Source organism: uncultured Azohydromonas sp. (assembly GCF_937926365.1).
Taxonomy (GTDB): domain Bacteria; phylum Pseudomonadota; class Gammaproteobacteria; order Burkholderiales; family Burkholderiaceae_C; genus Azohydromonas.
The window spans coordinates 1-26,134 of record NZ_CALAOH010000096.1 but is presented as its reverse complement, the minus strand read 5'-3'; the positions used below and the strand labels follow the sequence as shown (position 1 = coordinate 26,134).

At 66.4% G+C, this 26,134-nt stretch carries 25 protein-coding genes and 3 pseudogenes; 11 read left to right on the top strand and 17 right to left on the bottom strand.

Going from position 1 to position 26,134, the window contains the following annotated elements:
• The first annotated feature begins 153 nt into the window (after window positions 1-153).
• Window positions 154-522: a PPC domain-containing DNA-binding protein gene (locus Q0741_RS10005; protein ID WP_298233053.1), complete on the top strand. Its 369-nt coding sequence runs from the start codon at window positions 154-156 to the stop codon at window positions 520-522.
• On the opposite strand, the gene Q0741_RS10000 is transcribed toward Q0741_RS10005, so the two are convergent.
• Window positions 490-1,755, bottom strand: a complete 1,266-nt coding sequence (locus tag Q0741_RS10000) for a cation:proton antiporter (RefSeq protein ID WP_298233052.1) — start codon at window positions 1,753-1,755, stop codon at window positions 490-492. The genes Q0741_RS10005 and Q0741_RS10000 overlap by 33 nt on opposite strands.
• 138 nt (window positions 1,756-1,893) lie before the next feature.
• A complete protein-coding gene (locus Q0741_RS09995) occupies window positions 1,894-2,784 on the bottom strand; it encodes a LysR substrate-binding domain-containing protein (RefSeq protein WP_298233051.1) in 891 nt (296 codons plus the stop codon).
• 11 nt (window positions 2,785-2,795) lie between these two features.
• On the opposite strand from Q0741_RS09995, the gene Q0741_RS09990 reads away from it, so the two are divergent.
• From Q0741_RS09990 to Q0741_RS09965, 6 genes and pseudogenes are all read left to right on the top strand, one after another.
• Window positions 2,796-3,869 carry a tripartite tricarboxylate transporter substrate binding protein gene (locus Q0741_RS09990; protein ID WP_298233050.1) on the top strand — a complete coding sequence of 358 codons (1,074 nt, stop codon included), beginning with the start codon at window positions 2,796-2,798 and terminating at the stop codon, window positions 3,867-3,869.
• A gap of 5 nt (window positions 3,870-3,874) precedes the next feature.
• Window positions 3,875-4,735: an enoyl-CoA hydratase/isomerase family protein gene (locus tag Q0741_RS09985; protein WP_298233049.1), complete on the top strand. Its 861-nt coding sequence runs from the start codon at window positions 3,875-3,877 to the stop codon at window positions 4,733-4,735.
• The gene (locus Q0741_RS09980) at window positions 4,719-5,981 is read left to right on the top strand and encodes a CoA transferase (protein ID WP_298233048.1); all 1,263 of its coding nucleotides are present in this window, start codon (window positions 4,719-4,721) and stop codon (window positions 5,979-5,981) included. Before Q0741_RS09985 ends, Q0741_RS09980 begins: the two co-directional genes overlap by 17 nt.
• A 16-nt stretch (window positions 5,982-5,997) precedes the next feature.
• Entirely contained in the window at window positions 5,998-7,623 is a 1,626-nt protein-coding gene (locus Q0741_RS09975) for an FAD-dependent monooxygenase (protein ID WP_298233047.1), read from the top strand.
• 145 nt (window positions 7,624-7,768) lie between these two features.
• On the top strand, window positions 7,769-8,767 hold the full coding sequence (locus Q0741_RS09970; protein WP_298233046.1) for an MDR family oxidoreductase: 999 nt from the start codon (window positions 7,769-7,771) through the stop codon (window positions 8,765-8,767).
• Window positions 8,768-8,837: 70 nt separating this feature from the next.
• A pseudogene (locus Q0741_RS09965) lies at window positions 8,838-9,155 on the top strand (VOC family protein); the annotation flags it as partial.
• Between the two features lie 155 nt (window positions 9,156-9,310).
• Here the strand turns inward: Q0741_RS09965 and Q0741_RS09960 are convergent.
• Window positions 9,311-9,688, bottom strand: coding sequence for a hypothetical protein (locus Q0741_RS09960; protein WP_298233045.1), 378 nt, complete (start codon window positions 9,686-9,688; stop codon window positions 9,311-9,313).
• 113 nt (window positions 9,689-9,801) lie between these two features.
• Here Q0741_RS09960 and Q0741_RS09955 point away from each other — a divergent pair, with 113 nt between their 5' ends.
• Genes Q0741_RS09955 through Q0741_RS09945 form a run of 3 tightly spaced genes read left to right on the top strand, consistent with a single transcriptional unit; the run spans window position 9,802 to window position 12,086 of the window.
• Window positions 9,802-10,026, top strand: a complete 225-nt coding sequence (locus tag Q0741_RS09955) for a hypothetical protein (protein ID WP_298233044.1) — start codon at window positions 9,802-9,804, stop codon at window positions 10,024-10,026.
• A 57-nt stretch (window positions 10,027-10,083) separates the two neighbouring features.
• Window positions 10,084-10,887, top strand: a complete 804-nt coding sequence (locus Q0741_RS09950; protein ID WP_298233043.1) for an alpha/beta hydrolase — start codon at window positions 10,084-10,086, stop codon at window positions 10,885-10,887.
• A 2-nt stretch (window positions 10,888-10,889) separates the two neighbouring features.
• Window positions 10,890-12,086 (top strand): ATP-binding protein, encoded by a 1,197-nt coding sequence (locus Q0741_RS09945; RefSeq protein ID WP_298233042.1) that lies wholly within the window; start codon window positions 10,890-10,892, stop codon window positions 12,084-12,086.
• A 107-nt stretch (window positions 12,087-12,193) separates the two neighbouring features.
• Here Q0741_RS09945 and Q0741_RS09940 read toward each other — a convergent pair whose 3' ends face one another.
• The 7 genes from Q0741_RS09940 to Q0741_RS09910 all read right to left on the bottom strand — a co-directional run bounded on the left by Q0741_RS09940 (window position 12,194) and on the right by Q0741_RS09910 (window position 16,508).
• Entirely contained in the window at window positions 12,194-12,403 is a 210-nt protein-coding gene (locus Q0741_RS09940; protein ID WP_298233041.1) for a cold-shock protein, read from the bottom strand.
• Window positions 12,404-12,539: 136 nt separating this feature from the next.
• Window positions 12,540-12,749, bottom strand: a complete 210-nt coding sequence (locus Q0741_RS09935; protein ID WP_298233040.1) for a cold-shock protein — start codon at window positions 12,747-12,749, stop codon at window positions 12,540-12,542.
• A 48-nt stretch (window positions 12,750-12,797) separates the two neighbouring features.
• Window positions 12,798-13,007 (bottom strand): cold-shock protein, encoded by a 210-nt coding sequence (locus Q0741_RS09930; RefSeq protein ID WP_298233039.1) that lies wholly within the window; start codon window positions 13,005-13,007, stop codon window positions 12,798-12,800.
• Window positions 13,008-13,127: 120 nt separating this feature from the next.
• The gene (gene infA / locus Q0741_RS09925; protein ID WP_298233038.1) at window positions 13,128-13,388 is read right to left on the bottom strand and encodes a translation initiation factor IF-1; all 261 of its coding nucleotides are present in this window, start codon (window positions 13,386-13,388) and stop codon (window positions 13,128-13,130) included.
• Window positions 13,389-13,392: 4 nt separating this feature from the next.
• Window positions 13,393-13,665 carry a hypothetical protein gene (locus Q0741_RS09920; RefSeq protein WP_298233054.1) on the bottom strand — a complete coding sequence of 91 codons (273 nt, stop codon included), beginning with the start codon at window positions 13,663-13,665 and terminating at the stop codon, window positions 13,393-13,395.
• A gap of 710 nt (window positions 13,666-14,375) precedes the next feature.
• The gene (locus Q0741_RS09915; RefSeq protein ID WP_298233037.1) at window positions 14,376-14,822 is read right to left on the bottom strand and encodes a hypothetical protein; all 447 of its coding nucleotides are present in this window, start codon (window positions 14,820-14,822) and stop codon (window positions 14,376-14,378) included.
• Between the two features lie 96 nt (window positions 14,823-14,918).
• Entirely contained in the window at window positions 14,919-16,508 is a 1,590-nt protein-coding gene (locus Q0741_RS09910) for an MFS transporter (RefSeq protein WP_298233036.1), read from the bottom strand.
• A gap of 307 nt (window positions 16,509-16,815) precedes the next feature.
• Between Q0741_RS09910 and Q0741_RS09905 the strand changes: the two genes are divergently transcribed.
• Window positions 16,816-18,447, top strand: coding sequence for an MFS transporter (locus tag Q0741_RS09905; RefSeq protein WP_298233035.1), 1,632 nt, complete (start codon window positions 16,816-16,818; stop codon window positions 18,445-18,447).
• Window positions 18,448-18,692: 245 nt separating this feature from the next.
• On the opposite strand, the gene Q0741_RS09900 is transcribed toward Q0741_RS09905, so the two are convergent.
• From Q0741_RS09900 to Q0741_RS09870, 7 genes and pseudogenes are all read right to left on the bottom strand, one after another.
• Window positions 18,693-20,714 carry a diguanylate cyclase gene (locus Q0741_RS09900; protein WP_298233034.1) on the bottom strand — a complete coding sequence of 674 codons (2,022 nt, stop codon included), beginning with the start codon at window positions 20,712-20,714 and terminating at the stop codon, window positions 18,693-18,695.
• A gap of 491 nt (window positions 20,715-21,205) precedes the next feature.
• Window positions 21,206-21,568 carry a DOPA 4,5-dioxygenase family protein gene (locus Q0741_RS09895; protein WP_298233033.1) on the bottom strand — a complete coding sequence of 121 codons (363 nt, stop codon included), beginning with the start codon at window positions 21,566-21,568 and terminating at the stop codon, window positions 21,206-21,208.
• A 111-nt stretch (window positions 21,569-21,679) separates the two neighbouring features.
• Window positions 21,680-21,933 (bottom strand): annotated as a pseudogene (locus tag Q0741_RS09890) (6,7-dimethyl-8-ribityllumazine synthase); the annotation flags it as partial.
• Window positions 21,934-21,943: 10 nt separating this feature from the next.
• Entirely contained in the window at window positions 21,944-23,995 is a 2,052-nt protein-coding gene (locus tag Q0741_RS09885; RefSeq protein ID WP_298233032.1) for a 3-hydroxyacyl-CoA dehydrogenase NAD-binding domain-containing protein, read from the bottom strand.
• Complete coding sequence (locus Q0741_RS09880) at window positions 23,992-25,026, bottom strand: zinc-binding dehydrogenase (protein ID WP_298233031.1); 1,035 nt, start codon at window positions 25,024-25,026, stop codon at window positions 23,992-23,994. Before Q0741_RS09880 ends, Q0741_RS09885 begins: the two co-directional genes overlap by 4 nt.
• Before the next feature lie 2 nt (window positions 25,027-25,028).
• On the bottom strand, window positions 25,029-25,961 hold the full coding sequence (locus Q0741_RS09875; protein WP_298233030.1) for an electron transfer flavoprotein subunit alpha/FixB family protein: 933 nt from the start codon (window positions 25,959-25,961) through the stop codon (window positions 25,029-25,031).
• 1 nt (window position 25,962) lies between these two features.
• Window positions 25,963-26,134: pseudogene (locus Q0741_RS09870) on the bottom strand (electron transfer flavoprotein subunit beta/FixA family protein); the annotation flags it as partial.

The window sequence follows — 26,134 nt, the reverse complement described above, 5'->3', positions numbered from 1 at the left end:
TCACCGCCAACTATGCGTCCAAACCAATAACCATAACTGCAACTGTAGGGTTAAGCGCAACGGCACCGCGCTTGCCGCGATGCCGTTGCAAGGCCCTCGCTTCCTGCGACTACAGGCAGGGTGCGCGGGTTCCAGGCAATCGAAGGGGCTGCCATGCAATCCAAGCTGCTCAACCAGGCACCGGAGCGCACCTTTGCTCTGGTTTTCGAACGTGGCGATGAGCTGGTTTCCCTGCTGGAGCGCTTTGCCGCCGAGCAGGGCCTGGAGGCCAGCCGCATCACCGCCATCGGTGCTTTCGAGGATGCGACCCTGGGTTACTTCGACTGGGAGCGCAAGGAGTACGAGCGCATCCCGGTTCGGGAGCAGGTGGAGGTGCTGTCGCTCGTGCAAGGGAAAGTGGTCTTGAGGAGTTCAAGCGTCGTTGATGCCGAATCAACAAGTGGCTGTCCGCAGTTTCGTGTTCCGGCCCCGGTGTCCCAGGACGGGCGCTCAGGCCTCGCGCCGGCGCCTGCGCTGGTATAGCCGCATGGCCGGCGTTGCCGAGGAACCGTGCAGCAGCACGGACAGCGCGATGGTGACCAGCACCGCGTCGATCACCACCGGGGTGTCCTGCGTGAGCGCGCCGTGCGAGACGGCGTAGGCCAGGTAGTACAGCGAGCCCACGCCGCGAACCCCGAACCAGGCGGCGAGCGCGCGCTGCATCGGCGTCCAGCCCAGGCGCGACGTGCTCAGCCACACGGCCAGCGGCCGGGCCACCAGCAGCAGCGCCGCCGCCACCGGGACGCTGTGCCATCCAAATTCGTCGGCGCTGAGCAGGCTGCCGACAATCAGCATCACGGTCAGCTCGACGAGCTTTTCCAAGTTCAGCGCGAACTCCAGCGCCGCCGGTGCGATGTAGTGTTGCTTCTGGGGCTCCGCGTCCAGCACATCCATGGGCCGCCGGGGGTTGGCCACGTGCTCTACGTGGCGCATTGCCAGCCCGGCCGCGAACACGGACAGGAAGCCGTAGGCCCGGAGCTTCAGGGCCACGCCGTAGGCCAGCGCGATCAGGCCCAGTGACAGGAAGCTCTCCATGCCCAGCGCTTGCATGCGCTCGCGGCGCAGCCAAGCCACGGCGCGTGCAAAGCCAACGCCCATGAACCAGCCCAGCGTCAGCCCGGCACCGACTGCCCACAGCACGTCCACGGCCCACCAGCGCCAGGCCCGCTCGCCCATGTCGTGCAGGCCCAACCATCCCAGCCCCAGCATGACGAAGGGGAAAGCGGCGCCGTCGTTGAGCCCGCCCTCGCCGGTGAGGCTGAAGCGCAGGCGGTCGCGGTCGCCCACCTGCTCGACCTGTACCTCCGAGGCCAGCACCGGGTCGGTCGGCGCCAGCATGGCTCCCATCAGCACCGCGGCGCCCAGCGACAGCCCGTCCAGCCAGAATCCCAGCGCCGTGATGCAGGCGATGGTCAGCAGCATCGCCACGCTGGCCAGCAGCACCGGCGCACGCCACAGGGGATCGTCCAGGTGCACCCGCAACCGCAGGCCGACCGCGAACAGCGAGACCAGCACGGCCACCTCGGTGAGCCGCTCGATCAGCTGGGCGTCGCGCACGATGTCCAGCTGGATGAAGCCCAGCATGTGCGGCCCAAGCACGTAGCCGGCCGCCAAGTACAGCGCCGCCGCGCTGACCGGCAGCCGCTTGAGCAGCGTGTGGCTCAGCCCCATCGTGACGAGCAGCGAGCCGATCAGCAGGCACCAGGTGGCGAACAAGGCGGCAAAGGCAAGAGGATCAGCGCGCCCGATCCGGCGGGCCCGCTGCCCGGCCGGCAGGGGCCGGTCAGATTCAGCAACAGACATGCCTCCCTTGCACGGGGAAACGGCTCAGCCCGCGAGCTTGGCCCCCTTCGTCTATGCAGCACTGGAATGGCCAGCACCAAATTCGGCGACGAAATCCTCTTGGTGCTTGCTTTTCCGCACGTCCTTGCGCGAGACGATTGATATCGGAATCGTGAGATCGAGGTCTTCGATCGCCAATGCCCGCAAGCGTCCCTCGCTCAGCTCTCGGGCAATGCACGGACGGGGCAGGCAACCCAGGCCAATGCGGGATTCCACTGCACTGCGCAGGATGTTCAAGCTGTCGCTCTCCAAGACCACCTCCATCGTTGGCAGGTGGTTGAGCAGCGCCAATGTGAACTGGCGCCGTGTGTCGCTGAACCGGTGCTGGAGGCACCATCTCTGATCCTTGAGATCGGCCGCCCGCAGACGCTTCTCGTGCGCCAGTGGATGCTCCGGCGAGCAGAACACGACCAGGGACTCCTTGCGCCACCTCAGCATGTCCAAGGTCGGACGTACCGAGATGAACTCGATCAGCCCCAGATCCAGCGCCATCTCGTCGACGCGGTTGATGACGTCGAAGGCCGGCATGATCGAAATGCTGAGCCGAACCTGCGGATGGCGCTTCTGGAAGCGTGGGCAGATTTCGTTGAGAAGGTAATCGCCGACGGTAGGGCTGGCTCCGATGCGGATCTGCTTCTGCTGGGACGTGGAGGCCAGCGACGTCTTGATCTCTTCTGCCTGCACCAGCATCGAGCGCGCCATCGGCTGAAGGGCCTTGCCCTTTTCACTGAGCACAAGCCGCTTGCGTACGCGCACGAACAACTCCGCGCCAAGCATCTGCTCCAGCTGCTGCAGCGACATGCTCGCCGCAGGCTGCGTCATGGCCAGCTGGTCGGCTGCTTCGCTGACGCTGCCCAGGCGTGCGATGGCGTCGAAAACCGCCAGCTGCTTCAACGTAAACATAAGCCTCCCTGATGAACCTTATCAATGATATTACTTTGACGTATCTCATGCCCCTTCCTACCATCGAACTCAACAACCACTTGGTAGGAGACAAGCACATGAGTTCTCGTTCGGTCCGCACGCGCTTGGGCGGCATCTCCTTTTCCCTGGCCCTTGGCTTGGGCGTGCTCGGCGCGGCAGCGCCGGCTCAGGCAGACGGGTTCCCTGAACGCGCGGTGACGCTCGTGGTGCCCACGCCCGCCGGTGGCCCGCTCGACTTTTTCGCGCGCCTTCTCTCGCCCGAACTCGGCAAGCGTTGGAGCGTTCCGGTGGTCGTAGAGAACAAGCCCGGTGCCGGCACGGCGCTGGGCACGCAGGCAGTCGCCCGCGCCAAACCCGATGGCTACCAATTCCTGATCGCGAACATCGCGATCTCGGCCCATGGCGCGCTCAACCGGACACCGCTGTTCGATGTCGAGCGCGAGCTCCAGCCGCTCACCCTGATCGCGTCCACCCCGTACTTCCTGATCGCCTCGCAGAAGGGGCCCACGACCCTCGACGCCTTCGTGGCCCAGGCCAAGGCCAAGCCGGGTGAGCTCAACCTGGGCATCATCGCCAACAGCCAGCAGCATCTGGATACCGTCCGCATGACGAGCACGCTGGGCATCAAGGCGACGCTGGTGCCTTACACAGGCACGGCGCCCATCATCCGGGCCCTGCTGGGAGGCGAACTGCACGGGTTCCTTGGAACGCTGGCAGGCATGGAGCAGCACTTCGCGGCCAAGAAGCTGTTTCCGCTGGCCATGACCGGCTCGAAGCCCTGGCCTTCTCAACCCAGCGTGCCCACGTTCCAGTCCAAGGGCTACTCGCTGGAGCTGAACCCCTGGTATGCCGCCTTCGCGCCGGCGGGACTGCCGCCCCAGGTGATGGGCAAGTTGCGCGAAGACCTGCTTGCCGTGATGAAGACCGCCGAGTTCCAGTCTCGCGTCCGCGATGGCGGGTATGAGCCGCGCACGTCTACCGACACGGAGCTGGCGCGCATGGTCAGCGAAAACCTCCGCCTGTCCCGGGAAATTGTCAAAGTCAACAACATCAAGCCGGAATGACGACGATGGCACCGCCCGAGTTCAGGAACATTCGCCTGGAAAGGCGCAACGGCGTCGCGCACGTCGTGCTCGCGCGCCCGGACAAGTTGAATGCGCTCGCATTTGGCCCGGGTTCGAATCGGGCCGAAATCGCGGCTGCTTTGCAGTGGGCCGACGCTGATCCTGACACCGGCGCGATCCTGATCCGCGCCGAGGGCCGCAGTTTCTGCGCAGGCGGCGATCTCACCGGCCTCGAAGCGTTCGCCGGAGCCAGGCAGGACGAGTTCCTCATCGCCGAGGTGGACCGCTTCCACGCCGCCGTGCGGCAGACGCAGAAGCCGACCATCGCCGCGGTACACGGGGCCTGCCTGGGTGCAGGGCTGGGCTTCATAGCGCAGTGCGACTTCGTGCTGGCCTCCGACGATGCGACCTTTGGTCTGCCTGAAGGCCGCTTCGGCCATCCGGGCGGCTCGGAGCTGGTGCCGTTGATCGGGCAAGCCTGGGCCAAGTTCCTGATATTCACCGGCGAGCGCCTGGATGCCCGTCGTGCTGCCGATATCGGACTGGTGCTGCTCGTCCTTGAACGCGGCCAGCTCGAATCAGGCGCTGCCGACCTGGCCGAACGCATCGCACGCATGCCCGAAGACGCAGTGCGCCTCAACAAGGCAGCCATCGACAAGGCTGGCGAAGCAGGCGGCCGCAGCGTCGCCCGCGTTGCCGGCCGCAGCGGTGATCTGGTCACCAAATCGATGAGCCGCCATGCCAAGGCACCCGATGGTCGCCTCTTCGAGGAAATCCTCAAGGCTGAAGGTCCCCAAGGCCTCAAGCAGGCGCAACAGCAGCAATACACGCAATCCTGGGTGGAAAAATATGTCAGCCGCACTTGAGAACTCAGCCACGACGCACGGACTGCATGCATCGGCCTTGGCTGGCTTGCGAATCCTGGACATGACCAACGTCGTCATGGGCCCGTATGCCACGCAGATACTGGCCGATTACGGTGCCGACGTGGTCAAGATCGAATCGCCTTCGGGCGACACGACGCGGCAGATCCCGCCCATGCGCCACGCGGACATGGGATGCCTGTTCCTGCACCTGAACCGGAACAAGCGCAGTGTCGTGCTCGACCTCAAGGTGCCGGAATGCGTCGAGGCTTTCGTTGCGATGGCATCTCAGTCGGACGTGCTGATCTGCAACGTCCGTCCCGCGGCGCTGGCCCGCCTGGGCATCACGTACGAAGACCTGTCGGCCCGCAATCCTCGCCTGATCTGGATCAGCCTCGTCGGCTTCGGCAGCGACGGCCCCTATGCCGGACGGCCCGCATACGAGGACCTGCTGCAGGGGTTGACCGGCATGCCGGCCATGCTGGTGCAGGCGGGCTCCGAGCAGCCCCATTACGTGCCCTTGTCCTTCAACGATCGCGTTGTCGGGCTGCACGCGGCCATCGCGCTGCTGTCGGCGGTGCACTGGCGTGAACGCAGCGGCCGAGGCCAGTTCATCGAAGTGCCGATGTTCGAGACGATGACACAGTTCACCATCGGAGACCACATGGGCGGGCAGACGTTCGAGCCGCCGGAGGGTCCGATGGGTTACCAGCGCACGCTGACCAAGGAACGCCGGCCGTATGCGACCCTTGACGGCTTCATCTGCCTGGTGGTCTACACCGACAAGCATTGGCGTTCATTCTTCGAGGCGATCGGCCAGCCGCAGCGCTTCGATACCGACGAGCGCGTGCAGAGCCTTCGAAGCCGAACGACCCATGCGGGTGCGCTGTACGCCGAGCTGGCCGAGATCATGCGGACCAGAAGCACGGCGGACTGGCTCGAGCTCATGAACCGGGCGGACATCCCGGCAGCGCCCATGCTCACGCTGGATAGCGTGGTCACGGACCCGCACCTGGAAGCGGTAGGCATGTTCCAGCTCGTTGAGCATCCAACCGAGGGCGTGGTGCGGCAACTGCGTCCACCCACCCAGTGGAGCGAATCGCCGCCGACCGTGCGCCTGCCGGCGCCGTCGCTGGGGCAACACACGGCCGAGGTGCTGCGCGAAGCGGGGGTCGATCCGGCGCAGATCGATCAGATCGTGGCGCGCCTGGCACAGCGAGGCGCGGCCAAGCCCCGTCATGGGTCCTGAGAGAGGGTCAAGGAAGATGAACAACTACATGGAAACACCGGTCCTGATCGTCGGTGGCGGGCCGGTCGGATTGGCATTGGCGCTGGACCTCAACCACCAGGGGACCGAATGCCTGGTCGCCGAACAACAGGCGGGTACCGCATTGGTCGTGCAGGCGAAGGCTGGCACTCACAATGAGCGCACGATGGAGTTCTGCCGCCGATGGGGCTTGACGGAGGAGATCGTCGCCGCCTATCCGGATGACGAGGCGCGCGACACCGTCTACTGCACGTCGCTGGATGGATACCTGATCGGCCGCAGCAAGGTGCCGTCCGCGCGCGATCGCGGCGTCCCCGCAGTCGGTCCGGAAATGATGCGCCGCTGCGCCCAGAACCAGTTCGACCCGATCCTGGCGCGCGCCGTGCAGGCCAGCCGCCACGCCCGGCTGCGGTACAACCTGCTCTTCGAATCGTTCGTGCAGGACGACGAGGGTGTCACCTCGCGGCTACGCGACACGTCGACGGGAGAACAGGTGGAGATCCGTTCGGCGTACCTCGTCGGCTGCGATGGGGCCGGCAGTCCGATCCGCAAGTCGCTCGGCATTCCTTTCGAGTTGATCAAGCAGATGGACTTCTCGCTCAGCGCCATGCTGCGGATCGAGCACCTGGAGCGCTACCACGATTTCGGCAGCCTTGAGCGATTCATGTTCATCGGACCGGAGGGCACGTGGGCCAACATGACCTCCGTGGACGGTCGGGGGCTGTACCGGTTCACCGTGGTCGGCTCCGAAGCGGCTCTGGATGCGGAAACGTTCGACATCAACCCGATCATCCGCCGTGCCTTCGGCAAGATCGAGGTACCTTACGTCATCGAGAGGGTGGTGCCGTGGCGTCGGGCGCAAACGCTGGCGCGCACCTACGGGCGCGGTCGCGTATGGCTGGCGGGCGATTCGGTCCATACGACCTCGCCAACGGGCGGACACGGGCTCAACACCGGCATTGGCGATGCGACGAATCTGAGCTGGATGCTGTCGGCCCGCCTGGCAGGCTGGGGCGGCGAACGCCTGCTGGATGCCTACACCACGGAACGGCGGCCCGTTGCACTGCGCAATCTGGGCAGCGCCACGCAGAACTACCACGCGTGGGTGGGCAGCGGGATGGACAACGTGGACAAGGCCGGGCCACAGGGTGCCGCCGCGCGCCGCAACATCGGCAATTCGCTCGTTGTTTCGCTGCATCAGGAATGGTTTTCCCAAGGCATTGCTCTGGGCTACCGCTACGACGATTCCCCGCTGGTCGTCAGCGACGGTACGCCGCCGACGGAGGATCACCCCAGCTTCTATGTACCGAGCGCGCGGCCGGGACACCGCGCGCCGCACGCCTGGCTGACTGATGGCCGCTCCACGCTGGACCTGTTCGGCCGCGGCTTCGTACTGCTGACATTTGGCGGGGCATCGTCCGAAGCCGGGCCGTTGTCGACGGCGGCTCAAGCAGTGCAGATGCCTCTGCAGGTCCACGAGATCGACCAACCGGAAGTTGCCGCGCTTTACCGCAACCGACTGGTGCTGGTGCGTCCAGATGGCCACGTGGCATGGCGTGGAGACGCCCTGCCGCAGAACGTGGACGCTCTGGTCGAAACCGTGCGCGGCGCCGCAGTTCGCTGACCGGTGCGCTGCGTCAAGCAGCGCCTGGCAAAAGGAACCACGCAGTGGCCCAGTGGGGGCCGCTGGCCTTGCTTTGGCAGACAGGACGCAAATCGGCAAGAGCGCTTGATTTGCCGTTCAGCAATAACCGAACCGAAAGAACATCATGAGTGAGAGCTTTACCGCCGTCGTTGTCGAAGAGGTTGACGGCAAGCCCGCCACCGTCTTCAAGCAACTGCGTTTGCAAGACCTTCCGGACCACGACACGTTGGTTGAGATCGAGTACTCCGGCTTGAACTACAAGGATGGACTCGTTCTCAGCGGCAACCGCAACAAGGTCGCTCGCACTCTACCCATGGTGGGAGGCATCGACCTGGCCGGGAAAGTGGTGGAAACCACCTCACCCTTGTGGAAGGCCGGTGACCGGGTCGTGCTCAACGGCTTTGGACTTTCCGAGCAACACTGGGGCGGGTTCTCGCGCTTTCAGCGTGTCAAGGGCGAGTGGCTGGTAAGGCTGCCCGACGCGTTCACGCCGATGCAGGCCATGGCCATCGGTACGGCCGGCTACACGGCAGCGCTGTGTGTCGATGCCCTGGAGCGCTGGGGTCATGCCAAGCCGGGCCAAGGCAAGGTGCTGGTGACCGGCGCAGCCGGCGGCGTGGGTTCGATCGCAGTGGCATTGCTTGCGAAAGCCGGTTTCCAGGTAACGGCATCCACCGGCCGGGCAGAAACGCACGGCTATCTTCAGGGACTGGGCGCGACCGAGTTTCTGGACCGAGCCGCTCTACAGGCTCCGCTGCGTCCGCTGCAAAAGGAACTCTGGGCCGGGGCCGTTGATTCGGTGGGAGGCATTACTTTGGCCAACCTGCTCGCACAGATGGAGTACGGTTCAGCAGCGGCTGCGTGCGGCCTGGCTGGAGGCCCCGACCTTCCGGGTACGGTGTTGCCTCACATACTTCGCGGTGTGGCTCTGCTGGGCGTGGATTCCGTCATGGCGCCCATGAACAAGCGCTTGGCCGCCTGGGAGCGCTTGGCCCGTGACTTGGCGCCCAATGCACTGGAAACCATCACCACGGTTGTGCCGATGTCCGACTTGGCGAAATGGGCCAAGGCTATTCTGGCAGGGGAGGTTCGTGGGCGCGTGGTGGTTGATGTTTCGCGCTGAGCTGGACTCCCGATTCGCGGTATCACCGGCCGCGGAGCGCTTGCGGCGAACTTCGGCTGCCCGCTGAGCCAGTTTCGTCGCCAGCACGGCACGGGGCTGGCACCACAGCTCCTGGGATGTCGCCGACGTGGACGAGGTCGGCCGCGGCGCCGAGCAGATGCGCGATGCCGGCTACAAGGAGGGCTGGGGCACCGGGCGCCACGTGCTGGGCTCCAACTATTTCCACTATGTGCGCGATCCCTGGGGTTCCTTTGCCGAGTATTCGGCGGGCATGGATTTCGTGCCCATGGGCATGACCTGGCAAGCCGGCGACCATCCGCCAGAGGACTCGCTCTACCTCTGGGGTCCCGAGTTGCCCGACTACTTCGTCCACAACAGCGAAGCCTGATCGTGCTTCGTGTCCCGGGCGCTGCAGGTTGCCAAACCTGTGCTTGTGAGTGTGTGCCGCACGCACAACGGCGCCGGGCATGGCTGCAACGGCCGTGCACTGCAGCGCCGGCCGGTAGCAGCGGTGATGCGGTACCGCTGCCCGGTGGCATCAGGTCAGGAGTGCGGCTGCAGCCTGATCTCTGTTCCGGCGTGTGCCAACATCTGGTCGGCGTAGTACCAGCGCCAGGTGAAGTACCGGTACTGCTCACGCTGCAAATTGGCCTGGTTCTTCTGATCGGACCAGACCTTCACGGCCGCGTTGTCCCGCTTGTCGTCCGAGGTGCGTTCGGGAAGCGAGGGTACCGACAGGTGATCCATGGCCGGCTGGAACCAGCTCGGGATCTCGGTGGGCGCTTGCGCCGCGAAGTGGGCGCGTAGTTCGTCAGGGGACATAGGCGGCGGTGGCTCACGGTGGTTGGTGGACCACCAAGCATGCAACAGCACCCGGGAACCGTCTCCCCTACCAAGCGGCACACCGACCGCCAGCTTCATGACGGTGTTGCATAAACGCGAATCAAAGGTCATGGCGCGCCGTGCATGGCTCTGGATGGCATGTTGCACTGCACAATGAGCCTGGTTCGGTAATGACGCCGGGAAGGAACATCATGCACACGCTCCGGGCAGTGGCGCTGATCGAGCAGGCGGTGCAGCTTGCCGATGCACAGTTTCCTGGTGACGCGCTGGCAGAGGTCTGTCGCTGCGCGTCCTGGGAAGAGCGGCAGGCCGTAATGTCCATCGTGCATTCACGCCCTGCGCTGGCTGGTTATCCTGCGACACCTCAGCAGGTCATGGCCGCGCTGCGCCAGATGGTGCATGGCGACGCCTTGTAGCGGTTGTTCCAGATAACGCGCCTTTTCCGGCAGCGCAGCGAAAGGCGTGAGACAGGCATGGATGTGCGACGAAGGAACAACGTTCATGTGATGGGCGAGGGACCGGCGACCATGATGTTTGCGCATGGTTTTGGCTGCGACCAGAACATGTGGCGATTGATGACGCCCTCTTTTCAGGATCGCTTCCGGATCGTGTTGTTCGATCTGGTCGGCAGCGGCCTGTCCGACCTTGCGGCCTATGACCGCGCCAAGTACGACACCCTCCAAGGCCATGCGGACGATGTGCTGGAGATCGCGGAGCAGTTCGCAACGGGGCCGGTCGTCTTCGTGGGTCATTCGGTGAGCGCCATGATCGGCATGCTGGCGGATCTCGAGGCGCCAGGGCGATTCGCGGCACAGGTGATGATCGGGCCGTCGCCCTGCTACATCAACGACGGCGCCTACGTGGGCGGCTTCACCCGCTCGGACATCGACGCCCTCCTGGAGACGCTGGAGAGCAACTACCTCGGCTGGTCCAGCACCATGGCACCGGCCATCATGGGTGCACCCGACCAGCCGGCGCTGGGCGCCGAGCTGACGAACAGCTTCTGCCGCACCGATCCCGAGATCGCCAAGCACTTCGCCCGGGTGACGTTCCTGTCCGACAGCCGCGCCGACCTGCACCGGCTGCAGACCCCCACGCTCATCCTGCAGTGCAGTGACGACCTGATCGCTCCGAGGGCGGTTGGCGAATACATGTGCCGTGCGCTGCCGCGCGCCACGCTGCGCGTGGTCGAGAACGTCGGCCACTGCCCGCACCTGAGTGCGCCGTGTGCCAGCACGAGCGCCATCAACGAGTTCCTGGGCTTGGTGTCGGACTGAGCATGGAGCAGCGCGAGACTGCCGGCGCACTGCCGAAGGCGGATGTCGAGTCCCTCTACGAGAACGCCGCTTGTGGCCTGCTGGTGACTTCAACCGACGGTGTCATCCTGCGCGTCAACCACACCTTCTGCGCCTGGGTGGGCCGTGAGGCCCAGGAACTGCTCGGGCGCGTCAAGGTGCAGGACCTGCTCAGCATGGGCGGGCGCATCTTTCACCAGACACACTGGACGCCGCTGCTCGCGATGCAGGGCTCGGTTGCCGAGGTCAAGCTCGACGTGCTGCATCGTGACGGCCGGCCGTTGCCGATGGTATTCAACGCCGTGCGGCGCAGCAGCGCGAATGGCACGTGGCACGAGCTGGCCGTGTTTCTCGCCCACGACCGCCACAAGTACGAGAAAGAGCTGCTGCTGGAGCGCAAGCGCGCCGAGGAGCTGCTCGCGCGGCATCAGGAGGCGCAGCGGGCGCTGGCCGTGGCCCAGGAAGAGCGCGACCGGCAGAAGACGGTAGCCGAGGACCGCGCCCTGTTCGCGGAGCAGATGATGGCCATCGTGAGCCACGACCTGCGCAACCCGCTGTCGGTGATCCGCATGAGCGCCCACCTGATCGGCATGGGCGAGCTGTCGTCCAACCAGCTGCGGGCGCTGGGCAGGCTGAGCGCATCGACCTTGCGTGCCGCGCGGCTGATCGCGGACCTGCTCGATTTCACCCAGGCGCGGCTGGGCAACGGGCTGCAAGTCCAGCTGGAGCCGATCGACCTTCATGCGCTGGTGGCAGAAAGCGTCGAGGATCTGCGGCTCGCGTTCGAGGGGCGCAGCATCGTGCACCAGCAGCGCGGACGCGGCGCCTGCGTCGCCAGCAGTGACCGCCTGGTCCAGATGGTCGGCAACCTGGTCGCCAATGCCATCACCTACGGCGCGCCGGACAAGCCCGTCGTCGTGACTTCGGCCATCAACGACGGGACCTTCTCGATCGCCGTCGGCAACGAAGGGCCTGTCATCGCCGCGGAGTTGCTGCCGCACCTGTTCGACCCCATGACACGCGGCAAAGGCACGCAGGAAGGAGCACACAGCGTTGGCCTGGGTCTCTTCATCGTCCGCGAGATCGCGCGTGCGCACCGCGGAATGGTGACGGTTGCATCCGCCAACGGCGCCACCACCTTCACCGCGCTGTTGCCCCGCGCGGCTGAAACGGCTGCCTGACTCGGCTCGTCACCAGGTACAGCCGGCGCTGGTGCACTGCGTCCGCCAGGACATTGGCGTTCAGGGCGTTTGCAGGCAACACCCTGCGGGGCGAGCCCGGGCCGTCGTTACAGCACCCGGATATTGGAAGCCTGCAGGCCTTTCCTGCCCTGAGTGATCTCGAATTCGACGCGCTGGTTCTCGACGAGTGTCTTGAAACCGCCGCTCGTGATTTCGCTGAAGTGGGCAAACATGTCTTTGCCGCCGTTGTCAGGCGTGATGAAGCCAAAACCCTTGGGTTCATCAAACCATTTCACGGTGCCGGTTTCGGTGGTCATGTATCAATCCTTGTGGAAACAGTTGGGAAACACGGGGTGCCGCAAGCGATCCCGGCGGTTCCACGGTGCGATCGGTCGAGTCGCTCGCGTTCAGGAAGCCACGAGAATGACCCCGGAAGCCGTGCACGAGCTATGGTCAAAGCGTGCGGATGCTGGAAGCCTGCGGGCCCTTTTGGCCCTGCGTGACTTCGAATTCCACGCGCTGGTTCTCGCTGAGCGTCTTGAAGCCGCCGCCCTTGATTTCCTTGAAATGGGCGAACAGGTCCTTGCCGCCGTTGTCAGGCGTGATGAACCCAAAGCCCTTGGTTTCGTTGAACCATTTCACGGTGCCGGTTTCGGTCGTCATGTCGTCAATCCTTGTAGGAATCAGTTGGCAAACAGGGGATGCCGTGGCTTACAGCGTGCGGATGTTGGAAGCCTGCGGGCCCTTCTGGCCCTGCGTGACTTCGAATTCCACACGCTGGTTTTCGGCGAGCGTCTTGAAGCCGCTACCCTTGATTTCCTTGAAATGGGCGAACAGGTCCTTGCCGCCGTTGTCAGGCGCGATGAAGCCAAAGCCCTTGCCTTCGTTGAACCATTTCACGGTGCCAGTTTCAGTCGTCATGTCGTCAATCCTTGTTGGGATGGGGGAGAAAAGTGGAAAGGCCCCAGCTCTGGCTGGTGCGGTGGATCAGCTTCCTTGCCAGAAAGCCAATGTCATGGGTTGTCGCTGCGGCCTGGAGCATCAACGCCTGCGCTGCTGGCCCGACGGGGGCGGTCCTCGGCGTTCGAGGTGCCGGAACGTGATGCGACCCTTGCTCAGGTCGTAGGGCGAGAGCTCCAGCGAAACGTTGTCGCCGGCCAGGATGCGGATGTGGTGCTTCTTCATGCGCCCGGCGCTGTAGGCCACCAGTTCATGTCCGTTTTCCAGCTTCACGCGAAAACGCGAGTCGGGCAGGACCTCGCCGACCACGCCCTGCATTTCGATCAGTTCTTCCTTGGCCATGGAATTACTCCAGTATGTGTAAAGGGTGGGAAATCCGGGCAGCGCCGGCCCGGGTCTGGCTGGCAAGGGCACGGCCGATCCAGTCCAGTCCTTGAGCGGTGGCGTAGTGCAGGGCGGCTTCGCCGGAGTCGAATTCCGGCACGAAGCGCATGACGCGGTCGTGGGTGGCGCTGCCGCAGCCGCTGCGAATTGAAACGGAGGCGGCGTAACGGTTGGGCCCGAGATGTCGGGTCAAAGGGGAGACAAGGTACTTGCCGACCCGCAAAGATTTATTGATGAGAGGCTTTCGGCGGCACGGCCCTCATTGGGGCCAGCCGGGTCTGACTGAAGTGGCGTGCAAGGCGCACGCACAGGCGGCGGATGAACTCGGTCCGGGCGCCAAGCTGGCAGGGGTATTCGCTGCGAGCCAAGGGCAACCAGAACGTTGAGATCGCCGAAGCAATCAGCAGCTCTGGAGCAGGAGGGAGATCAACTCGTGATCCGGGCGCCGCATCGAAAATGACCTTTTGCAAGGACACCCGCTGCAAGCGCCAGTGAATTAATGTAGCACCATTGGCTCCAGGCCGTACGTGAAAATTTGGCTGGCCTTGTTTGGAGCGGGTCCATTGACTCCAGCGCGGAAAGTGCTCTTTTTTTGGGAGACCGAGCGTTGAACCTCTGCACCGCCTGTTCTGCCTCCCAGCGCCTGATTTTTTGAAGCACGGCCTGGACGGTTTTCTGAACGCCATTCCTCCTTTTCGGGGCGGTGAGCATGTGGTGACTGTGTCACGCGTCTCTGATCGATGTTGGACCAGGCCAGTTGCCTCCAGAACTTCTTCATCTCCTCCGCCACGCGGTGCGATTCCGCGTGCACGTATTGCGCGTGGTGAGGCCGGCGTGTCCGAGCAGGGCGCCCACGCGGTCGCTGGTCCAGGCCTGGTTCGGTGCCGTGGGGCTGAAGTTGCGCTGCAGCAGGTCCGGTGCTACGGGCAGGTTGTGCCGGCTGGCTCAGCCGCCCATGCGCACCAGCGGCAACGGCGCCTGCGCTGCGCCTGTGGGCCGGCCCTCGGCATCCAGCTCGATGTGGCCGATCAGTCCGCACGGGTGGTCGGTGCGCCACATCGAAATCCGCAGCACCGCCGGCTTCATCAGCTCATCGTCTGCGCCCCACAGCATCCTCTTGCACCCTACCTCCACGAAGGTCAGTGCGAATGCACCCTGGACTTCCTCAAGGGCGCGCGCAACGAATTGGACTTGCCGGGTGACGTTTTCTTCTCCCCAGGCCAAGTCCAGCACCGCACGCTCGATACCCCGATCCAGTTCCTCGCTGCGGTAGGCGATCCACCTCAATCGAAAGCCGAACAAGCGCACGCCGTGCGCGCAATACCGCGCTGCAAACTTGTCATAGAAGGCAGGCAACTCCTGAGGTGGCCGGGGATCGAAAGTGTCTGGCATGCCTTTGAGCGTGCCATGGGAGTCGCAGGCCTCATCCCCCCTGGGCGTGCGTTCGGCAACCCGGACTCGACCTCTCATCGCAACCCAGAAAGTTGCTCAACCGTGGGCCGCGCCGGCCCCAATAAGCCGACGTATCACAGGTGGTTCGGCGGCCGTGTGGAACGACAAGCGCTGGTCCCGTAGCTGTGCGTCCGCAACCGTGAAGCGCTGCAAGCGCCGCAGGTGTTCTGCCCAGTTCTCGTCCACGAAGCATTCGACGTAGCGGGTTGGGTCGGCACTGTCGCGCAGCAGGTTCCACTGCAGCGTGCCCAGCCGCAGCCGTGCCTGGCGCGTGGCTTCCATGACGGCTATGAAATCCGAAGCGCGCTCAGGCTCGATGTTGTACTCGACCGTCACCATCACGGGCCCGGCCAGCGGGTCGACATCGAACGCCGCAGTGGGCGTGGCACGAGGCGGGGAGGGCTGCACCTCCTCGTCGCCCGGCACGCGCACGGCCCACCGGGCCATGACGCCCAGCAGCACAGGCGCCACCAGGGCCGAGGCGGCCACAGCCACCGGCACGCTGCTCCAGGTGGCGACCTGGCCCCACAGCAATGCACCCCCGGCAGTGCCGCCCATCGTGGCGACCTGCATCACGGCCATGCCTCGTGCACGTACCCAGTTCGGGAGCACCAGCTGTGCCGACACCATCAAGGTATTGGCCGTGGAGAGCCACCCCATGCCGGCCGCCACCATCGCCGGCACGGCCACCCACAAGCTCGGTGCGACGCCCATGGCCACGCTGGCCCCCGCATATAACGTGATCCCAATGGCTGTCACCCGTTGCGCAGACCACCGCCGGCGAAGCGCCGGCACCACGACACCGGCAGCCACCGCGCCCACGCCCATCGCGGCCAGCAGCAGCGTGAACGTGCTGGCACCTGTGCCGAAACGCCTGGCCAGCAATGGCAGTAGCGCAATCAACGCGGTGCACTGAACGAAGAACAGCACCGTGCGCACCAGCAGCGCACGCAGCGCCGGTGTCTGGCGCACGAACTGCAGGCCCACGCGCATGGCACCCAGCAGCCGCTCTGCCGGCAGCGAGCTGGCCTGCGGCGTGTGGCGCCACCGCAGGATGATGATGAAGGCTGTGGCTGACAGCAGCGCGTTGAGCGCGAACACCGCCGCACTGCCGGCCCCGGCAAGCAAAGCGCCAGCCACGATCGGACCCACCACGCGCGAGGCGTTCATGGAGATCGCGTTGAGTGCCAGCGCTGCCGGGAGGTGCTGGCGCGACACCACCTCCGGCACGATGGCGGCGAACACGGGCCAGCGCATCGCCAGTCCGATGCCGTTGGCAAAAGTCAGTGCCAGCAAGCTCCAGGCGTTGAGCCAGCCGGCCACCGACGAAACGGCCAGCACCAGCGCAACGCTGGCGATCCAGAGCTGAGTGACGGCAAGGTAGCGGCGCCGGTCCACGATGTCGGCCAGGGCGCCGCTGGGCAGACCCAGCAGGAAGACGGGCAGCGTGGAAGCTGCCTGCACCAGCGCTACCAGGGTGGCGTTGTTGGTGAGTTGCGCCATCAGCCAGGCGGCCGCGACGTCGTTCATCCACATCGTCAGGTTCGCGGCCAGCCAGGCTAGCCACAGCATCCTGAAGACCGAGTGGCGAAGAGGAGCGAAGGTTTCCGAGTGCAGGAATGACATCAAGGCACGAGTATGCCGGCGCGGCGACGGTCGGCCTTGCCGGCACCGACGCCATGCACGCCTTCGCACAGGCCAAGCGGCAGCTGCTGCGCGTCAATGCCCGTGGCCGGCAGGGGCGCTGCTGCGGCCCTTCGGTGCGCCCCAGGCCAATCCTGGCCTACATGGACGGGCCTTCAGCGTGACCGTGCCTTCGCCCCGGTCCGCGCCTTGCGGCGCCCTCTGCCGCACCGGCCCGGCCGTTACAGCCTTGGCAAGCCCGTCCGTCCGCCCGCACGACCGCTGCTTGTGCGATGGTTAGACTGCCTGCGTGAAACCATTCCTTGCCTCCTCAGCATCGCGGTTGTTCGAGGCGTCACCGCTGCGGCATGCCCAGTTCCGGCTCTTCTACCTCGGCTCCATAGGGACGGCACTCGGCTACACGATGCAGACGACCATCGCCTCCTGGGTGATGGCCACGTTGACGCCGTCCCAGCTGATGGTGGCCCTGGTGCAGACGGCAAGTACCGCGCCGGCACTCTTGTTCGGCTTGATCGCCGGCGCGCTGGCCGACATCGTGGACCGGCGCCGGCTCATCCTTGCAACGCAATGCCTGTTGCTGGCATCCACCGCCATCCTGGGCGCAGCAACGCTCGCTGGATTCGCCCACCCGGCCTTGCTGCTTGCGCTGACTTTCCTGGTCGGCGTCGGCCTGTGCTTGTACCTTCCGGCCCAGGCCTCCAGCATCAACGACCTCGTGTCCAGAGAGGATCTGCCGCGCGCGGTGGCCTTGGGCGCGGTCGCATTCAACGTTGCACGCGCAATCGGGCCTGCACTCGCCGGGGGTATGGCCGCCTGGATCGGCTCGGGCAGCGCGCTGCTCACCAGCTCGCTGTGCTTCATCCTGATGGTCGTCGCGGTCTATCGGATGAAGAAGCGCGAGCGCGCGCTGCCCGGGGTGCCGGAAACGGTGTTGTCTGGCGTCTTGAGCGGCCTGCGCTTCGCCCGACACTCGCCGGCAATGCGCACGCTGGTGGTTCGCAATGTCAGCTTCAGCCTGTGTGCTGCGGCATTCTGGGCGTTGCTTCCCGTGATCGCGCGCGACCAGCTCCAACTCGGAGCCGGTGGCTTTGGCCTGCTCTCGGCCGGTTTCGGCGCCGGCGCAATTACAGGCGCGCTGGCCATACCAGGACAGCTGCAGCGCAGATCGCTGAACGCTGTCGTAACGGCAGGAACGATGCTGTGGCTGGGTGCCATCGCCTTGCTGGCGGTCATCGATGTCGTTGCTGTCGCGATCCTGGCGGCTTTTGCATGCGGCACGGCATGGGTCTGCGTACTGGCGGGACTCTCGGCCGGCACCCAGAGCAGCGCGCCGGCCTGGGTTCGGGCGCGGGCCGTCTCAGTGAATCTCGTCGCCAACCAGGCGAGCCTTGCCTTCGGCAGCGCCTTGTGGGGTGCGGTGGCCTCGGCAGCCGGAACTCAGGCCGCGCTGGTGAGCTCCGCCATCACCATGCTCCTGCTGCTGGCCATCAGCCGCCGCGCACGGGTGGCGATGGGCAACGAGGCAGATGTCACCCCGGGAGCGCAGTTACCGGAACTGGCCATTGCCGTCGAGCCCGGACCGAAGGACGGCCCGGTCCTGATCCAGCTCGAATACCGCATCGATGTCGAGCACCGTGAAGCGTTTCTCCGCGCCATTCACACCGTTGAACCCGTACGCCGGCGCAATGGAGCCATCAGTTGGCGCGTCTTTCGCAACTTGGGGGAAGACGGCGTCTTCGTCGAACGATTCATCCTTGCGTCGTGGGCCGAGTACGTCAGGTTGCGTGCGCGGGCCACCATGACAGACCGGAACCTGCTGCATGAAGTCGAGAAACTCGCGAGCTCGCCTGTGCGCATCTCGAGGCTCATAGGCATCGATCGCGAAAGCGACCCGCTTGGCAACGGGATTCGTTCCGAATAGCTTTCTTTATTGCGTATGGCGAGCGAGTGGCTTCGGCCACATCAACTTCCGCGGCACCATGCGCTTCCGTGTCGAGCGTTTCGCACAGTCGCTGCCCCCAACTCGGCAGCGTGCTGGGCCTGTTCAGGCTTCAATGGGGTGCGGGATACCCGTCGGGGCCAACGCGGTGGTGGCCCGGCGGATTCGCGTAACGCCAGGGCATCCTCGATGGTTGATGCCGATACCGACCTGGCATCGGCACGGCGTTACGGTTCGCTCGCCGGCGGACCGGCCGCGCGAGCCCGCCCACGGCCGGCGCCCTTGGCGTCGTAGCAAGCGCGGTCGGCCGCGCGCAGCCAGTGCGCCACTTCCGTCATGTCCGCCTGCAGCGCCGCCACGCCTGCGGAGGCCCCAACGCGCAACGTCCGGCCTTCCCACGGCAGCTCGATACCGGCCACGGCCGCGCACACGGCATTGGCAATCGGCAGGGCGCGCTCGCCCGGGCAGCGCTCCAGCAGCAGCATGAACTCGTCGCCGCCCAGGCGCGCCACCAGGTCGCCCGCGCGCACACACGAGCAAATGGCCGTGGCCACGGCCTTGAGCATGGCGTCACCCGCGGCGTGGCCGGCGCTGTCGTTGATGGGTTTGAAGTGGTCCAGGTCGATGGCCACCAGTGCCGCGGGCATGGAGCGCGGCCGTGCACCAAAGACCTGGTGCAACCGCTGCTCGAAGGCGGCGCGGTTGGCCAGCCCGGTGAGGGGGTCGTGGTGGGCGCTCCATTGCAGCCGCGTGCGGGTAGCCACCCGGGCATCGATGTCCACGACGGTCCAGATCAGGCCCTGTGCCGTGTCGGCCGGGTTCGCGGCCTGGGCGCTGATCTCGGCCCAGAACGTGCTGCCGTCGGCTCGCCGCAGCTGCCATTCACCCCGGTAAGGGCGGCCGACGTGCAATGCGCGGCCAACGCGACGCAGCAGGCTGTCCAGCGCCTGCTGTGGCAACCCGATCCCGGCCACGGCGGCGCCCGAAAGCGCCTGCGCCGGGTAGCCCAGCAGCCGGCACAGCTCGGCATTGACAAGCTCGAAGCGCTGCGCACGCGTGAACGCGATGCCCACCGGCGCGGCGGCCATCACCGACTGCAGCCGCTTCATCAGCTCGGCATTGGAAGCTTCCAACTGGACCCGCTCGGCGCCGACATGGCGCAGCACGCGGGTGAGATGGCCGATCTCGCCACCGGCCTCGGGCCAGCCGGCGTGCGGATCGACGCCCGTGTCGAACAGGCGCTGCGCCCGGCGTGCCAGCGCGCGCAGCGGGCGCAGTTGCCACGTTGTGAGCAGCAGCAACACCAGGCTGGCCAGCAGCACTATCACGGCGGCCCAGTCCAACGCCTGGCGGCGCGCCTGGTGCAATGGGCCAAGCAAATTCTCCTCGGGCAGCACCCGCCACACCAGCCACTGCGGGCCCGAGACGGCCGCGACCGACACCACCGCGCCGGGCACCTCCACCGTGATGCCGGCAGGCTCCAGCGGCGAGCGCATGGCCTCCCAGCCGGCCCACGCGCCTTCGAGCCGCGGCTCGCGCTCCAGCGGCTGCAGCACCAGGCTCGGGTCGGGATGGGCCAGGATGCGGCCCTGCAGGTCACTGACCACCAGCAGCGCGCTCTGGTCATCGGGGCCCTGGTAATGCAGCACGTGCGCCATCAGGTCGCCGCTCACCAGCCGCAATGCCCCGCCGATGACGCCGTCAACGCCCTTGGCTCCCTGCAGTGGATGAGCCAGCACCACCACGGGCTCGGGCACGACGCGGCTGTCCAACGCCTCTGACACGACGGGCCGGCCCTCGGCCAGGGTCTGCTGGAAGTAGGTGCGGTCCCGCACGTTGATGGCGGGCGCATGGACCCCATCACGCTCGGCATAGGCCCTCACGTGCCCGTCCGGCGTGGCGACGAAGATGTTGCCGAACAGGTTGCGCAGCACTGCCTGGGTCATCAGGAATCGCTCCAGTGCCGCGCGGTCGTGCAGCCACGACGCATCGATCTGCCCGGCCGCCAGGCGCAGCGCCTGCTGCAGTTCCACCATGCGGCTGGACAGCACCGCCGCCGTGTGGGCGGCCTCGTGCAACTCACTGTCCCTGCGGCTGGCCAGCGTGTCGCGCTCGGCACGCTGGACCAGCACCACCGTGGTGAGCAGGATGCCCAGGATCAGGGCCACGATGCCGGAGAGCGTCGTGCGCAGCTTGAGCGAGCCGCCGCTCTGCGCCGACCAGCGTTGCAGCCGGCGCAGGACAGGCATTCTGAGAAAGCTCATCCGTGGATTTTGCGGGCGCAACCAGCCCGCCACTGGCTAGCAATCAAGAGGCCCAGTACGCCTTCGCGCACCCACGCCGGCGCACCGCTGCGCCAGGGCAAGCCCGCTCCAGGTACCCAGCGCTCCCAGCGCGCTTCACGGTTGACTACCTGCAAACCGCCACTCAACAAGCCCGCGAGAAGACGCCTGACCCGCCATTGCCGGCCATGCGACATCTACTTGGCCGCCAATGCGACATTTCAATTTTGTCTTGACAGTGGCTGGGCCTTTGGTCTGAATCGGCGCGTTTCCAACATTAAATTTGCGCATCACGATGGCGCGCAGCCGTAGCGAAATATCCTGCAGCAAAGGCACCCATCTGATGCTCCACCACGCACAGCTTCCAATAAGCCGCTCGGCTGGCAATAACAGTCCGAAGTCCAATCCAAGGGGAAGGCTGCTTGAGCTGGAGTTTGGGAGGCGATGGCTGAACGGTATTAGATCTGTTGACGGGCGAGAGCTGCCAAATTGAGCTCATGGGACCTGCCCAGCCAAAGCGCCGAGTCTCGATGATCACGCAATTCGTCGCCCGTGTTCGGATGCACGAACACATCCAATGTGCCATGGTTCAACGCGAGCCAGCTCATTACCTGAGAGAAGTGCGACGGCGAAAGCGCCAATTGATAGCTCCACATAGGGTGCGGACCCACTGGTTTTTCGTGAAAGCGGCCGATTTCCACTTGATCGGCAAGTTCGGATTCAATCATCTCGCGCAGTGACCAAGCCTCGGATCGGCTGTTTGAATCGAAATACACGTGAGCGTGCCAACTCCTAATGATGGACTGATCTCGAATTTCCATGTTCCTGTCCTCGTGTCAGTGGCTGCAATTCTCTGAGGGCGGTCTTTGCTTCTTGAAAACTTCCTCAGTGCTTGGCCGCGGCGGCAGCTTACTTCACGAGTGCCTCCAGCGTCAGCGCGCGAGCGCGCCGAGCTGGCGCGAGCTGCGCGGCGTCGCCGGCGCAGCGCTTGTCACCTCCTCACCTTTCTTTACGGAGTGCGCGGCGAAGAAACCGCGGTGCTCGTCGTGGTCTTGAAAGTTGCACGGCATGAGCACGGTGGAGAAGACGGCACGCCGGCGTCGAGTTGCACGCGCATCAGCCCGTCGATGACGGCGCTGTTGACGAACTCGTGGCGGTAGATGCCGATCAGCGCGCAGGCAATGACGGGCTGGCGCTCATCCCAGCAGCAGCGCCAGGTCGCCCACCCGCTGGGTCGGGCCGGCCCCGGCGGCGAGCTCGCGCAGCTCGCACTCCAGCGTGGAGCGGTCTTGCTGGCGGGCCCAGAAGACGGGGCCGCCTTCCCAGCGCGGGAAGCCGTAGCCCTGCACCAGCACCACGTCGATGTCGCTGGCGCCCGCGGCCACGCCCTCGGCCATCAGCAGCGCGGCCTCGTTGATCATCGCCAGCAGCGCGCGGCGCTGGATGGTGGCGGCATCCAGGGGCCGACGCGTGATGCCGCGCTGCGCGCTGGCCTTCTCGATGAGCGAGCGCACGACGGCATCCGTGGTGGACGCCTGCTTGCCGTCGGGATAGGCGTAGTAGCCGGCGCCGCTCTTGCGGCCGAGCCGGCCCTGCTCGCACAGCTCGTCGAGGATGCCCACGTAGCGCTCGCGCGGATCGCGCGTGGCGGCCTGGGCCTTGCGCATGCGCCAGGCGATGTCCAACCCGGAGAGGTCGGCCACCGTGAACGGTCCCATCGCGAAACCCATCGCGGTGAGCGCGCCATCCACGTCCTCCGGCCAGGCACCGTCCTCCAGCATGAACTCGCACTGCTTGCGGTAGGCGTTGTAGATGCGGTTGCCGATGAAACCGAAGGCGTTGCCACACAAAACGGGCATCTTCTTCAGCCGCTTGCCCAGCGCCATGCCGGTGGCGAGCACGTCCGGCGCGGTGTGCGCGCCGCGCACCACCTCCAGCAGCTTCATCACGTTGGCCGGGCTGAAGAAGTGCAGGCCCAGCACGTCCTGGGGACGTGCCGTGGCCGCGGCGATGGCATCGAGGTCGAGGTAGGAGGTGTTGCTCGCCAGCACCGTGCCGGGCCGCGCATGGGCGTCGATCCGGCGGAACACGTCCCGCTTGACGGCCAGGTCCTCGAACACGGCCTCGATCACCAGGTCGGCGCCCGCCAGATTGGCCCAGTCCAGCGTAGCCTTCAGCCGCGCCTGGGCGGCCTCGGCCGCGCCCTGCGCCATCTTGCCGGCCGCAACCCGGCCGGCGTAGTGCTCGTGCACGCGCTGCGTACCACGCTCCAGGGCCTGTCCGCCCTGCTCCAGCAGCAGCACGGAGAGACCCGCGTCGAGGGCGCAGATGGCGATGCCCGTGCCCATGGTGCCGGCGCCGATGACGGCCACTGCCTCGACTGCGCGCGGCTCGGCCTGGAACTGCGGCGGCAGCCGCGTGGCCTCACGCTCGGCCTTGAACTGGTAGCGCAAGGCCTGCGCCGCGGTGGTGGACACCAGCGACAGGAACAGCTCGCGTTCGCGCTGCAGGCCTTGCTCGAAAGGCAGCGCGCAGGCGGCCACCGCCTCCAGCAGGGCCGCGTAGGCTGGCTGCAGACGCTGGCGCGGGTTGAGCTGCTCACGCGCGGCGGCCACCTGCGCCGCCACCGTCGCGGCCTCAGGCTGACGGTCGCGCACACGCGGCAGCACGCCGCCCTGCGCGGCCAGGGTGCGCGCCACCGCGCAGGCCGCGTCCACCACGTCGTTCGCGACCACACGCTCGAACAGGCCGCTGTCGGCGAGTTGGCGCGCGCTGCGCGGGGCGCCGCCGAGCATCATCTCCAGCGCCACCGGCACGCCCACCAGGCGGGGCAGGCGCTGCGTGCCGCCGGCGCCGGGAATCAGGCCCAGGTTGATCTCGGGCAGCCCGACCGCGGCACTGTCCAGCCCGACACGGGCGTGGCAAGCCAGCGCCAGCTCCAGGCCACCGCCCAGCGCAACGCCGGCGAGCGCCGCCACCACCGGCTTGCCAGCGGCATCGAGCCGCTGCAGCACCGTGGGCAGGATCGGCTCGGCCAACTGCCGCGGCGTGCCCAGCTCGGACACGTCCGCGCCAGCGGAGAAGGCCCTGGCATTGCCGGCCAGCACGATGGCGCGCACGGCCGCATCGGCTTGCGCTGCATCGAGTGCCTGCACGATGAAGCTGCGCAGCGCATGGCTGAGGCTGTTGACGCTCGGCTGGTCCAGGGTGACGACGGCGACGCCGTCATGTAGGGTGTAGTGCTTCATTGCGGCAAAGAGATGGCAAGTTTTCCGAACTGGGCCCCGGCTTCCAGCCGGCTCAGCGCGCCGTGCACCTCGTCCAGTGCCCAGGTGGAGTCGATCACCGGACGGATGCCGCCGCGCTGCACCGCCTGCAGCAGCTGCGCCATCTCGTGCAGGTCGCCCAGCGTGGAGCCCAGGATCTGCAGTTGGCGGATGAAGATGCGGCGCAGGTCCGCCGGCGGCTGGTCGCCACTGGTGGCGCCGCAGGTGACGATGCGACCGCCGCGCACCACGGACTTCATGGCACTGGCCCACACGGCCGCGCCCACGTTCTCGATCACCACGTCCACACCGCGCCCGCCGGTGAGCGCGAGCACCGCCTTGTCCACGTCCTCGCGTGCGCCGTTGACGGCATGGTCGGCGCCCAGCGCCAGCGCGCGCTGCAGCTTGGCGTCCTCGCGCGAGGTCACGATGGTCCGCGCGCCTGCCCACTTCGCCAGTTGCAGCGCCGCCAACGACACCCCGCCACTAATGCCGAAGATCAGCACCGTCTCCCAGGGTTTCAACTGCGCCTTGCTGAACAGCATGCGCCAGGCCGTGAGGTGGTTGACGCCCAGGGCGGCGGCTTCCTCGAAGCTGAAGCCCTCGGGCATGGGAAAGACGTTGCGCGCGGGCAGCGCCACGTACTGCGCCAGCGTGCCGTCACGGTGCTCACCCAGGTAGCCGATGCCGGTACAGAGCACGCCCTCGCCGCGTGCGCAGAACTCGCAGCGGCCGCAACTGATGCCCGGGTGCAGCAGCACGCGCTGGCCGGGGCGCAGCAGGGGCTCGTTGGCATCCACGTCCTCCACCACGCCCGCACCGTCCAGGCCCATGATTTGCGGCAGCCGGTGCGTGATGCCCGCGCCGCTGTCGCGCATGTACAGGTCCACCCGGTTGAGCGTGGCGGCACGGATGCGCACCAGCACCTCACCGGAGCGGCGTTCAGGCATGGGTCGCTCGCCCACGAGGACGACCTCGTTGCCGCCATGCCCGGTGATGTACGCCGCCTTCATGCTCACAACGCCTTGACCAGCTCAGGCACGGCGGCAAAGACGTCCGCCTCCAGGCCGTAGTCGGCCACGCTGAAGATCGGCGCCTCCGGGTCCTTGTTGATCGCCACGATCACCTTGGAGTCCTTCATGCCCGCCAGGTGCTGGATCGCGCCGCTGATGCCGCAGGCGATGTAGAGCTGCGGGGCCACGATCTTGCCCGTCTGGCCCACCTGCCAGTCGTTGGGGGCGTAACCGGCATCCACCGCGGCGCGCGAGGCACCCAGCGCGGCGCCCAGCTTGTCGGCCAGCGGCGTGAGCACTTCCGTGAATTTTTCAGCGGAGCCCAGTGCCCGGCCACCCGAGACGATGATCTTCGCGGCGGTCAGCTCGGGCCGATCCGACTTGGTCAGCTCGCGGCCGACGAAGGCGCTCTTGCCGCTGTCGGCCACCGCTGCGATGGTTTCAACGGCGGCGCTACCACCGGTGGCGGGCGCGGCGTCGAAGCCCGTGGTGCGCACGGTGATGACCTTCACCGCGTCGGCGCTCTGCACCGTGGCGATGGCGTTGCCGGCGTAGATCGGGCGCTCGAAGGTGTCGGCACTCAGGACCTTGGTGATGTCGCTGAGCTGCGCCACGTCGAGCTTGGCGGCCACGCGCGGGGCGGCGTTGCGGCCGTTGGCGGTGGAGGGGAACAGGATGTGGCTGTAGGCCGGTGCCACAGCGAGCACCTGCGCCGCCACGTTCTCCGCAAGTTGCTTGCCCAGCGCGGGCGAGTCGGCGTGCAGCACCTTGCTCACGCCCTGCACCTGGGCGGCGGCCTGGGCCACGGCGGCGGCGTTCTCGCCGGCCACCAGCACGTGCACTTCGCCGCCGCAAGCGGCTGCGGCAGTCACGGTGTTGAGGGTCGCGCCCTTGAGGGACGCGTTGTCGTGTTCGGCAATGACGAGTGCGGCCATGTCAGATCACCTTGGCTTCGTTCTTGAGTTTCTCGACGAGGGTCGCCACGTCGGGCACCTTCACGCCGGCGCCGCGCTTGGGCGGCTCGCTGACCTTGAGCGTCCTGATCCGGGGCGCGACATCGACGCCCAGGTCCGCCGGCTTGACGGTTTCCAGCGGCTTCTTCTTGGCC

Coding starts and splice junctions, on each gene's coding strand:
- Q0741_RS10005 (WP_298233053.1), top strand. CDS start 154: ATGCAATCCAAGCTGCTCAACCAGGCACCGGAGCGCACCTTTGCTCTG.
- Q0741_RS09995 (WP_298233051.1), bottom strand. CDS start 2,784: ATGTTTACGTTGAAGCAGCTGGCGGTTTTCGACGCCATCGCACGCCTG.
- Q0741_RS09990 (WP_298233050.1), top strand. CDS start 2,796: ATGAACCTTATCAATGATATTACTTTGACGTATCTCATGCCCCTTCCT.
- Q0741_RS09985 (WP_298233049.1), top strand. CDS start 3,875: ATGGCACCGCCCGAGTTCAGGAACATTCGCCTGGAAAGGCGCAACGGC.
- Q0741_RS09980 (WP_298233048.1), top strand. CDS start 4,719: ATGTCAGCCGCACTTGAGAACTCAGCCACGACGCACGGACTGCATGCA.
- Q0741_RS09975 (WP_298233047.1), top strand. CDS start 5,998: ATGAACAACTACATGGAAACACCGGTCCTGATCGTCGGTGGCGGGCCG.
- Q0741_RS09970 (WP_298233046.1), top strand. CDS start 7,769: ATGAGTGAGAGCTTTACCGCCGTCGTTGTCGAAGAGGTTGACGGCAAG.
- Q0741_RS09960 (WP_298233045.1), bottom strand. CDS start 9,688: ATGAAGCTGGCGGTCGGTGTGCCGCTTGGTAGGGGAGACGGTTCCCGG.
- Q0741_RS09955 (WP_298233044.1), top strand. CDS start 9,802: ATGCACACGCTCCGGGCAGTGGCGCTGATCGAGCAGGCGGTGCAGCTT.
- Q0741_RS09950 (WP_298233043.1), top strand. CDS start 10,084: ATGGATGTGCGACGAAGGAACAACGTTCATGTGATGGGCGAGGGACCG.
- Q0741_RS09945 (WP_298233042.1), top strand. CDS start 10,890: ATGGAGCAGCGCGAGACTGCCGGCGCACTGCCGAAGGCGGATGTCGAG.
- Q0741_RS09940 (WP_298233041.1), bottom strand. CDS start 12,403: ATGACCACCGAAACCGGCACCGTGAAATGGTTTGATGAACCCAAGGGT.
- Q0741_RS09935 (WP_298233040.1), bottom strand. CDS start 12,749: ATGACGACCGAAACCGGCACCGTGAAATGGTTCAACGAAACCAAGGGC.
- Q0741_RS09930 (WP_298233039.1), bottom strand. CDS start 13,007: ATGACGACTGAAACTGGCACCGTGAAATGGTTCAACGAAGGCAAGGGC.
- infA (WP_298233038.1), bottom strand. CDS start 13,388: ATGGCCAAGGAAGAACTGATCGAAATGCAGGGCGTGGTCGGCGAGGTC.
- Q0741_RS09915 (WP_298233037.1), bottom strand. CDS start 14,822: ATGCCAGACACTTTCGATCCCCGGCCACCTCAGGAGTTGCCTGCCTTC.
- Q0741_RS09910 (WP_298233036.1), bottom strand. CDS start 16,508: ATGTCATTCCTGCACTCGGAAACCTTCGCTCCTCTTCGCCACTCGGTC.
- Q0741_RS09900 (WP_298233034.1), bottom strand. CDS start 20,714: ATGCCTGTCCTGCGCCGGCTGCAACGCTGGTCGGCGCAGAGCGGCGGC.
- Q0741_RS09895 (WP_298233033.1), bottom strand. CDS start 21,568: ATGGAAATTCGAGATCAGTCCATCATTAGGAGTTGGCACGCTCACGTG.
- Q0741_RS09885 (WP_298233032.1), bottom strand. CDS start 23,995: ATGAAGCACTACACCCTACATGACGGCGTCGCCGTCGTCACCCTGGAC.
- Q0741_RS09880 (WP_298233031.1), bottom strand. CDS start 25,026: ATGAAGGCGGCGTACATCACCGGGCATGGCGGCAACGAGGTCGTCCTC.
- Q0741_RS09875 (WP_298233030.1), bottom strand. CDS start 25,961: ATGGCCGCACTCGTCATTGCCGAACACGACAACGCGTCCCTCAAGGGC.